Source organism: Streptomyces sp. SID8352, assembly GCF_009862265.1.
Lineage (GTDB): Bacteria > Actinomycetota > Actinomycetes > Streptomycetales > Streptomycetaceae > Streptomyces.
Genome location: NZ_WWGX01000110.1, coordinates 1 through 1591 on the forward strand (window position 1 = coordinate 1; position 1591 = coordinate 1591).

The 1591-nt window shown below is 71.7% G+C and carries 2 protein-coding genes; both read right to left on the minus strand.

Annotation, left to right across the window (positions count from 1 at the left end):
• The coding region (locus tag GTY84_RS31715) for a BMP family ABC transporter substrate-binding protein (protein ID WP_161229880.1) at positions 1 to 639 on the minus strand (639 nt) is incomplete at its 3' end.
• 461 nt (positions 640 to 1100) lie between these two features.
• Positions 1101 to 1591 (minus strand): BMP family ABC transporter substrate-binding protein (locus tag GTY84_RS31720; protein WP_161229881.1); only part of this gene is annotated, 491 nt, incomplete at its 5' end.

Consider the following 1591-nt stretch of genomic DNA (forward strand, 5'->3'; position numbering starts at 1 on the left):
GGAGAAGCCGCCCTCCTCCGCGGTCTGCGTCAGGTACTGCGAGAGGACCTCGACCTTGGGGTCGGTGTCCTTGACGCCCTGCTCGAAGCCGGCCTGGAACTTGTGGATCAGCGGGATGTCCACGCCGCCCACGAAGCCGACCACGTCGGACTTGGTGCTCCTGGCCGCGGCGACACCGGCGAGGTAGGAGGCCTGCTCCTCGTTGAAGACGAGGTCGGCCACGTTCTTCGCGGTGATGGTGGCGTCGTCGACGATGCCGAAGGTGGTGTCCGGGTACTTGTCCGCGGCGCCCTTGACGGCGGCGGCGTACGCGTAGCCGACGCCCACGATCGGGTTGTAGCCCTGCTTGGCGAGGGACTCCAGGCGCTGCTGCTTGTCCGCGTCCGTCTCGCCGTCGGTGGGCTCGATGTCGGCGGTCTTGTAGCCGAACTCCTTCTTCGCCTGCTCCAGGCCCGCGAACGCGGCGTCGTTGAAGGACTGGTCGCCCCTGCCGCCGACGTCGTACGCGATGGCGAGGCCCTTGTCGTCCTCGGACCCGCCCGAGTCCGAGGAGGTCGAGGTCCCGCCGCAGGCGGCGAGGGCGAGGGCCAGGGAGGCGGTCGCTGCGCCTGCGACCGTGATCCGGGAAATCCGGCGCATGAGTGGTGCTCCTGTCGTACAAGCGCCGGACGGTTCGGCTTCGGCGCTGGCTTTGCGCAGATTAACGCGCGTAGACCTACCTGAAAACCCCTTCTGTCCACCTTGTTGTCCCGCCGTGAGCAAGGACTCACCGGACGCCGCCCGGGGCGGCCGGACGGCGGACGGAGGGTGGCGCGGGGTGACACGGCGAAGTCGGGCGTAAGGGGCCGTGGGCGGCCGTGAGCCGTCCGGGTGACGTCCCGGAGCGGGGGCCCGGCCGCGCGCCACGGGGACGGCGGCCGGGGCGCCACGGGCTCCGGAGCGGAGGGGCGGACGCGGCGGACGCGGAGCCGGAACCCGGCCCCGCGGAGCACGGGCCGCGGAGTGCGGCCGCCGCCCTTGAGGACGGTGCCCCGCGCCGGACGGGGCGCCGGTCCCGGACGGGGCGACCGGGGCGTCCCGTCCGGGACCGGCGGACCGGGTTACTCCGACTTGACCGAGATGGAACCGGAGACGATGCCCTCCTTGGCCTTGTCCACCGCGTCCTTGAGGCCCGCGATCTCGCCGTACTTCGGGTTGGTCTCGGCCAGGCCCACGCCGTCCGACTTGAGGTCGAAGGTCTTGACGCCGGTCAGCGGCTTGCCGTCGCGGACCGAGGTGGCCAGGGCGAACACCGCGCCGTTGATGTCCTTCAGGGCGGAGGTCAGGATGTGGTCCTTGTAGGCCGCGAGGGCCTCCTGGCCGTACTGGTCGGAGTCGACGCCGATCGCCCAGACCTTCGCCTTGGCGGCGGCCTCGATCACGCCCTGGCCGGAGAGGCCGGCGGCCTGGTAGACGACGTCGGCCTTCTTCTCGATCTGGCCCTCAGCGGCGGCGCGGCCCTTGTCGGGGCTGGAGAAGCCGCCCTCCTCCGCGGTCTGCGTCAGGTACTGCGAGAGGACCTCGACCTTGGGGTCGGTGTCCTTGACGCCCT